A 7,305-nucleotide genomic window follows, 5' to 3' on the forward strand; every position below is an offset into this window, starting at 1 on the left:
ATTCCATCTGTGTAAGCTTAAGCTCAACCACTTAAGAATGCTTGTTAAGCGTGATTTTAACAATCTCGTTGAACATCAGCCTAAAGTTGGAAGATCAGAGGTCTCAGTAGTCATGGAACCGTTTTTTGCCTTAAGGCTGAAATGCTTTTCCAGCAAGGTGTTCTCCTAGCTTGTGCCTGCTCACCCTGATCCCAAAACTTGGCTAACCTATAACGTCTACTGATCTCTCAATTAAGCTTGCCTACCTGCTCAAACGGCAGTTAACCGACGGATCTCTCACGCTTCTTTCACATTGCCATAACCGATCTAACCTTCGTAAATAAGCGATCGCCCCTTGAGAGGGTTCAAAACTAGAACTATGCCGCGAAAGCCATGCTACGAGGGCATTGCAGCGCTGGTGTGGCGGCTGGCGGCAGACTCGCTACTTTTACCCCAAGTAGGCGTTCCCGCCCACGAATGTCCAGCCACAAAATAACAGGCTCCAGAGCCAAACGCGAGCAGCGTTGTTGAGGTCGGCGCGGGACTCTTGCAGGTCTTTTTTGACCGCATCGGGGAGGAGCATCCACAGGCGTGACCAACAGAGGATGGCATCAAGTCCATATTTCTCCAGGGGTTTGCGTTCGGCAGCTCGCAGCAGATTGCCCAGGCGGGTGGGCATGAGGTCAGCGGTGGCGGTGCTGTTTTTGCAACCACCTTAACCACTTAGTCGCAGCGGCACTGAACGCACTTACCTGCCCCACCGTTGACTGAGCCAGGCAAGCATCATGGCATTGCCGCTCCCGTGCTAGAATAAGTGTATAGGAGGCTACAGAAGTTCTGTCTTTTAAGTGAGTTCAAACTTCATCTAGGTAAGAAGAAGCGCTTCCTGTGCCAGCAGAGACGCTGGCTGAAGGCTTCGCTTCCAAATGTCCCTGCCCTAGCCAGCGCTTCACTCCCAGTGCAATGAAGCTGGTTAATTGGTCTTTTATCCATGCTGACGGCATTCTGATTCGGTGCTTTGACTGGACAGAAAAATTTGTCCAGTCAAGTAGAGGCAAGCTGAAGGTCAGCGCTTGCGGGTTGGAAACTAAATTTGAGAGTTCACTTTAAATGTCATTTTTGAAAAAAACAGCTTTAGTTTACTGCGACCAGCAATTTGGACGCGTGGATGGCAAAACAGCCGCCGGGTTAGTGCGACACTCAGAGACTTACACCATTGTTGGGGTGCTGGATCGTGCCTTGGCTGGTCAGGATGCGGGGGAAGCCTTAGGTGGCGCAAGCAATCAGATTCCCATTTTTGCCGATTTAGAGACCGCGTTGGCTCAGTTGCCCACCGTTCCCAATTGCTACATCTATGGCAAAGCACCCTTAGCGGCTTGCATACCCGTGGCAGAGCGGCGGCTCATCTTAGAAGCCATGCAAAAAGGGATGAATATCCTAAACGGCTTGCATGAGTTCTTTTCTGATGATCCAGAATTTACCCAAATGGCGGCTCAGTGCGGTGTTCAAATTAAAGACATCAGAAAACCGCCCCACTTGAAAGATTTACACGTCTTCACGGGTCAAATCGCTAAGGTCACTGTGCCTGTCATTGCGATCTTAGGAACCGATTGCGCTTGTGGGAAAAGGACAACCGCCGTGGCACTCAACCAGGCGCTCATCGACTTGGGCCTTAATTCGTTTCTAGTGGGAACAGGACAAACCAGCTTGATGCAGGGGGCACGGTATGGTGTCGCGATCGATGCGTTGGTTTCCCAATTTGTGATTGGTGAAATCGAACACGCGGTGCTGCAAGCGTTTGACAATGAAAGCCCCGACCTGATTTTAGTGGAGGGGCAGAGCGCTGTGAGTCATCCTGCGTTTATGAGTTCGCTCGGCATTTTGAAAGGCAGTATGCCGGATGGCATTATCCTCCAACACCCACCCGCCAGGCTGTTCCGGTGCGACTTTCCGCAATTAGCCATGCCCACTGTGGCAAGCGAAATTAAACTCATTGAGGCGATCTCGCCAGCGAGAGTACTGGCGATTACCTTGAGTCACGAAAATCTGGCAGACACAGAACTGCGGTCGATCATCGCAGCGTATGAGCAGCAGTTTCACTTGCCCACAACGGATGTCTTGCACGATGGCTGCCAGAAGCTAGTGCAAACCTTGCTTGAGCAGTTTCCATCCTTGCAGCAAAAAATTAAGCGATCGCCGTTAGCAAGCCTGCCTGTCTTAGCCATGAGTTAGGCGTACTCGTCTAGAAAGCATGTATGCAAGCGTTCCTGCCCCGCCTTGAAATTGCCCTCACCCAAATCCAGGAGAATGCCCGGTTGCTCTGTGCACTGTATGGGCAAAAGGGTATTTCCTTAATGGGAGTGTCTAAAGCCGTGCTTGGAGACCCCGCGATTGTCGCGGCCATGCTGCGAGGCGGTGTCCGCTTTATTGCCGACTCGCGCCTGGAAAATATTCAAAAAATGCAAGCGGCGGGTCTGGTCACGCAGTTTGTGCTGCTACGCACGGCTTTAAGTCAGGCAGAAGCGGTCGTCCAAAGTGTCGATATTAGTCTCAACACCGAGCTTGAGACGCTGCGTAAACTCTCCTACTATGCCCAAGCACAGCAGAAACAGCATCAGGTCATTGTGATGGTGGAGATGGGTGATTTGCGTGAAGGCGTGCTTCCTGGCGATCTGGCTCCCTTTATCAAGGAAACTGTGGCTCTGCCCCATCTCAAGCTGGTGGGTCTTGGCTGCAATTTAGCTTGTTATGGTGGCATCAAGCCCGATGAGCGGAATATGCAGGCACTCTCCACGCTAGTGAATCGCATTGAACAAGCATTTCAGCTCCGTTTAACCGTGATTTCAGGCGGGAATTCGGCCAATTATGAGTGGTATCAAGCGACTCCAGCGGTCGGCCGGATTAACAATCTTCGCTTGGGGGAAGCCATTCTTTTAGGTCGTGAAACGGTCAGCCGCAAAGCGATTCCGGGGTTACACACGCACGCCTTTCAACTCATTGCCGAAGTGATCGAGTCCAAGCAAAAACCATCTCTCCCGTTTGGCACCCGTGGCCAAGATGCGTTTGGCCATGTGCCGAGTTTCCCCGATCGAGGCCTGCGCCAAAGAGCGATTCTAGCGTTGGGACGGCAGGATGTGCTCGTCTCTGGCTTGACACCGCACAACCAGCAGTTAGCCATACTCGGGTCGAGCAGTGATCATCTGCTGCTGGATAGCGAGCAGCACCCTTTACGAGTGGGCGATGAAGTGACCTTCGACCTGGATTACGGTGCGCTGCTCGCCGCGATGACCTCTCCTTTTATTCGGAAGCAATGGCTCCAGGGGTCGAGTCCAGCTGCAACCTCACAGCCGTGTTGAGCCTCAAGAGTCAAGACCCGCTGCCGCCACTTAAGCAAGACCGCTCACCGAGCAGTGTGGTTGCTGTCCCCATGTCGCGGTGCGGCAAAGTCAAGACCATTCACAGTTCCAACTCATAGATGGTGGCAATCTCATTGGATTGAATCCCCAGATAAGCCAGCGTTTGCTGCTGTGTGGCATGTCCAAACGCTTCCATCAAGAGGGGTATGGCGGTACCGCGCTCCAAGCGTTGCCAGTAGCCCCAGGTCTTCCGCAACGTATGACTGCCATAGTTGCCCTTCAGTCCGACCGACTGGCCCCAGGTCTTCACCTGCGTACTCATCGTTTCCACCGTGACCCAGACGACGAGCTACTTGAGTGTTGTGATGTCATAAGAGGAAAATAAGACAAGGGACTGGTGGGCTATGAATACGAGAATTGCTTCTGTTGCTTAGCGAACAAATTAGTGAACACCTGTGCTGCTGCCTGTCCTTGCAAGAGCTGGTCATGAGCAAACAAGATTAATTGTTCAACCAACGCTTGCCCTTGTTGTCGTACGACTTCCCCAATGGTTTGAATGGGGTGAGTCAGACCCTTACCCTTGGGCGGCTTCGACGATGATGCTAAACAAGCAAGATGCAGCAACGAGTATGCCACGAACACTAAACACCAATGGGATTGCATGGCTGAAAGTGAACGGACGCGATACTGGTCGAGTCCTAGCAGTTGTTTTCCATCTCGATAGAAGGTTTCGATAGTCCAGCGCTGCAAGTACTTCGATAAGATTTGCTTGGCACTCCAATCCGTGTGATTGGTGACAAGAACGGCATAGGGAGCGCTCAGGTCAGCCGATTGAAAGCTGATCACCAAGCGCACTTTGCCAATCCCAGACAGCCGAGTACAAACACTAAAGCACCAATACCTGCGGTCATCAATTTCCACTTGACGATAAGCCGTTGCCGGAATTAAGGGGACTAAATCTTCGACTTTGATCACCCCATTTGTAGGCAGAGGAATGGGCTGTCCCTGTGCATCTCGCAATTGAAATCCCTGCATCGATAAGTTGCGGTTGCGCTTGAGTAAACTCACCCATTGTTTATTGTGGGTTGCTAGTTGCTCGACAAATTCAGTGGTCAGATACCAACTATCCATCAACACCGTGGTAAACGGCAGTCCATGCTCAATTGCCTGCTTGAGTAACTCATGGGCGATGGTCAACTTCGTGCGAAACTGCTCGTGCAACTTGGCAAATTCTGGGTCTTCTAACAAGGTTGGATCGAACTGCTTGTGTAACGTCTGTCGGGCTTGGGTCGTGGGTGGAATCTCTTGGTCTGGAAAGTGCTTGGCAATAAATTGCTCCCATTGGGTCAAGTCTTCATAGCGACGATAGATCTCACAATCGACCGGAAACTGCACCGCCCCACTGCGATAGTGACTCGTGACCAAGTTATGCGCGAGGGGATAGCTGCTGTCACTATGGTTATAGTGGCGGTCGATATACTCAAGCACACTTCCCACATGCTCACACAACGTATCATCAATCAGTAAGCACGACTGCTTCCCATCTAACCGCATGTTCACGGTCTGGGCTAACAAATACTGAATCCGGTGGGCATTCACCGCTTCGCTCTTCCACGGCGACTCGCTCAGAAATCGCGATAGATTGGTCTTATCTGCGCTCTTCAACGTACAGCGACTAATGTTACTCAAGCTTTTGTTCTCCAGCACAATTAGCCCGGTTAAGTAGGTCTGGAAATTCTCATAGGTACGTTCATCGGTGAACAATCTCCGAAACGCTCCGGCGTGACAGGCAACTAGCGGAGCAGGGGCGACTATCGGCAGTTGCATAGAGAGTACACCTCAATGAAAAACCTAAATTTGTCTGCACTCTCCCCCATTTCTCACCCCTGATCATCTCACCACAGACAGACTTCAAATTTTCTCTCTCGACATCACAACACTCAAGGAGCTAGTGAGGCAGTGGCGATCGCTCGATCACCTGTTGGTGTTGAATTTGCTGTCAGAACGTCAACCTAACATAAGACGGTACAGTGCCAAGCTCATGCAGCAGGTCGATGCCTGGTGTGAGGCTAATCCAACTCAAACCCCGTTGCTCTTGGGGTCTGAGTAGTAACTATAAAAGGGATAAGGTTGGAATTCAGTCCATTCGCAGATTGGAAGAAGCAGGGATTGAGAGCATAAAGGATTTAGCGCTTTTGAGAACAGAAGACTTGGTAAAAGGGAGTGCAGCGGAAAATTGCAGAGCAAGTTCGAGGATACATACAGCGAAGAGTCCAGTAAGTCCTGGGTCTATCGGAATCACTATGCAGATGTTCGCCATGAACGTTTCACACTGATCAAGAAGGCTCAAAGCCCTGAAATACGCTGAATCGTCCTAATTTAGTGTTTGACTTGCATAATTCAGTCGATAGCCCCTAAGTCCTTATTTTGAGAAATTGACAGCCTCTGGAGAACTTGCTTTTGCAACCTGATCAACCACTTTTAGCCAGTCTCCACGCAGTTGAGCAACCCGTATCGTCAAATCGAACTCATTGCTCCAGACATCGGCAGCCACTTCTTGAAGGAAAATCTGCCATTCTGCCTTCACACCCTCAGCCCGGAGAACCCGATCAACAAATTCCTCAACGATCGCAAATCCCGCTTGACTCGGCTCTTGTAAGAGAGTCTTGAGTTCCTTTTCACAGTTATTCACAGCTTCAGCTTGCGCCAACTTTAGATTCTTCAAAATTCCTTCGGCATCTGGCTTTCTAGTGTCTACAAGCCGTTTAGACCTAAGATCAAAGGCTAGATCGATGAAGTTACCTCTCAGCTTGAATGGAGTTCTGTCAGGGTCAAGTACATCTAGATACTTCCGAATGCGGTGTTGAACTAGCCCACGATACTGTAAATCGAACGTTGCTAGGGTTTGAAAACCAAGTCTTAAACCACTTAGGTTGTCGGGAATGTGTTCGGCGAAAGCCTTGAGAAATTCGCTACCTTCTCCATCCGCTAGTTTACCTAGTTTGCCCTCTTGAACGAGTACACTGACAACCTTTGACTTGTCAGCTTCAAGAGACTCCTTGAGGGCTGTGTCTAGCGACAAAAAACGTTTGGAGAGGTAGGTACGCACTTCATGCAAGTATTCAGCATATGCAATGTCATACGATCCTGTTTTTCTTGCCCTTCTTTCAATTTCTTGCAGTGTAGGAATGCCTGTGTCAGTTCTACAATCTTGAATGGCAGTTTCTACGGCTGGTTTGAAGTTTTTGTCATCAACGTCTCGATCCAAAATAAGCGTGGAGAGTAATGCTTCCAGACCACCTGTTAGATCAGTCCAGAGTTTGTCAAAGAGCCTAACAAACTCTGGGAACCAATTATCTTGTGATGTTTGTCTCCATGTATCATGTGCTTTGTCTAGCTCAACTTTGAGCATTTTCTGAAGTTGATTCAGACGGTCTTGACAGGAAGAAGCGTATTGACGATCTAAGACATCAATCCTACGAGTCAGGTAATCGAGTACGCGATCGAGAATGTGAGCATTTGACTCTTCGGCATCAGCACAGTCTGCAGTAATACAATCTACAACTTCTATGTGCTTCTCGGTCCTTGTTTCAGCAAGGCTCTGGCAGTTTCTCTGGTTGTCATCTTTGCCAGAGACAGAACTGACATGGTTAAGCACCATGAAAGACCACTCTTTGATGGGAAGTTCCATCAGAGCACTACTTGCCATATCGTAAAGCTCTACGTCTTCAGTGCCCCAAAAATCTCCCATTGCCGTAGGCATCCGGACGAACAAGACAATATCAATGTCTCGTCCAAGTGTTTTGATCATCCGCTCTGCGTCACCAATTCCAGTGTCGCCTAGCCCTGGCATATCGACTAAGGCAACCTTGATATAGCCACTGCCACATTGGTTAGGACGCAGCTTGTTTAAGAACAAATTCTACCGCATCGCGTAGGTTGTCCGAGTCGCGCAACTGCTTGCGAATAC

The 7,305-nt window shown here is 49.9% G+C and carries 7 protein-coding genes; 2 read left to right on the forward strand and 5 right to left on the reverse strand.

Annotated elements, in window-relative coordinates; all coding sequences use genetic code 11:
- Positions 1-427: 427 nt before the first annotated feature.
- The gene (locus A8707_RS25025; RefSeq protein ID WP_068820038.1) at positions 428-658 is read right to left on the reverse strand and encodes a hypothetical protein; all 231 of its coding nucleotides are present in this window, start codon (positions 656-658) and stop codon (positions 428-430) included.
- Between the two features lie 175 nt (positions 659-833).
- Complete coding sequence (locus A8707_RS30000; RefSeq protein ID WP_156518870.1) at positions 834-983, reverse strand: hypothetical protein; 150 nt, start codon at positions 981-983, stop codon at positions 834-836.
- Positions 984-1,089: 106 nt separating this feature from the next.
- Between A8707_RS30000 and A8707_RS25030 the strand changes: the two genes are divergently transcribed.
- On the forward strand, positions 1,090-2,211 hold the full coding sequence (locus A8707_RS25030; protein WP_068820039.1) for a DUF1611 domain-containing protein: 1,122 nt from the start codon (positions 1,090-1,092) through the stop codon (positions 2,209-2,211).
- Between the two features lie 23 nt (positions 2,212-2,234).
- Entirely contained in the window at positions 2,235-3,335 is a 1,101-nt protein-coding gene (locus A8707_RS25035; RefSeq protein WP_068820040.1) for an alanine/ornithine racemase family PLP-dependent enzyme, read from the forward strand.
- A gap of 100 nt (positions 3,336-3,435) precedes the next feature.
- Here the strand turns inward: A8707_RS25035 and A8707_RS25040 are convergent, their stop codons facing one another.
- The 3 genes from A8707_RS25040 to A8707_RS25055 form a co-directional block, all read right to left on the reverse strand.
- The gene (locus A8707_RS25040; RefSeq protein WP_197485055.1) at positions 3,436-3,645 is read right to left on the reverse strand and encodes a site-specific integrase; all 210 of its coding nucleotides are present in this window, start codon (positions 3,643-3,645) and stop codon (positions 3,436-3,438) included.
- 92 nt (positions 3,646-3,737) lie between these two features.
- Positions 3,738-5,162: an IS701 family transposase gene (locus A8707_RS25045; RefSeq protein WP_068820042.1), complete on the reverse strand. Its 1,425-nt coding sequence runs from the start codon at positions 5,160-5,162 to the stop codon at positions 3,738-3,740.
- A gap of 595 nt (positions 5,163-5,757) precedes the next feature.
- The gene (locus A8707_RS25055; RefSeq protein WP_156518871.1) at positions 5,758-7,254 is read right to left on the reverse strand and encodes a hypothetical protein; all 1,497 of its coding nucleotides are present in this window, start codon (positions 7,252-7,254) and stop codon (positions 5,758-5,760) included.
- Positions 7,255-7,305: the final 51 nt, after the last annotated feature.

This window comes from Phormidesmis priestleyi BC1401 (assembly GCF_001650195.1).
GTDB lineage: Bacteria > Cyanobacteriota > Cyanobacteriia > Leptolyngbyales > Leptolyngbyaceae > Phormidesmis_A > Phormidesmis_A priestleyi_B.

Bases quoted from the DNA above. Each gene is read 5' to 3' on its own strand.
- A8707_RS25025 (WP_068820038.1), bottom strand. From the start codon at position 658: ATGCCCACCCGCCTGGGCAATCTGCTGCGAGCTGCCGAACGCAAACCC.
- A8707_RS30000 (WP_156518870.1), bottom strand. From the start codon at position 983: ATGCCGTCAGCATGGATAAAAGACCAATTAACCAGCTTCATTGCACTG.
- A8707_RS25030 (WP_068820039.1), top strand. From the start codon at position 1,090: ATGTCATTTTTGAAAAAAACAGCTTTAGTTTACTGCGACCAGCAATTT.
- A8707_RS25035 (WP_068820040.1), top strand. From the start codon at position 2,235: ATGCAAGCGTTCCTGCCCCGCCTTGAAATTGCCCTCACCCAAATCCAG.
- A8707_RS25045 (WP_068820042.1), bottom strand. From the start codon at position 5,162: ATGCAACTGCCGATAGTCGCCCCTGCTCCGCTAGTTGCCTGTCACGCC.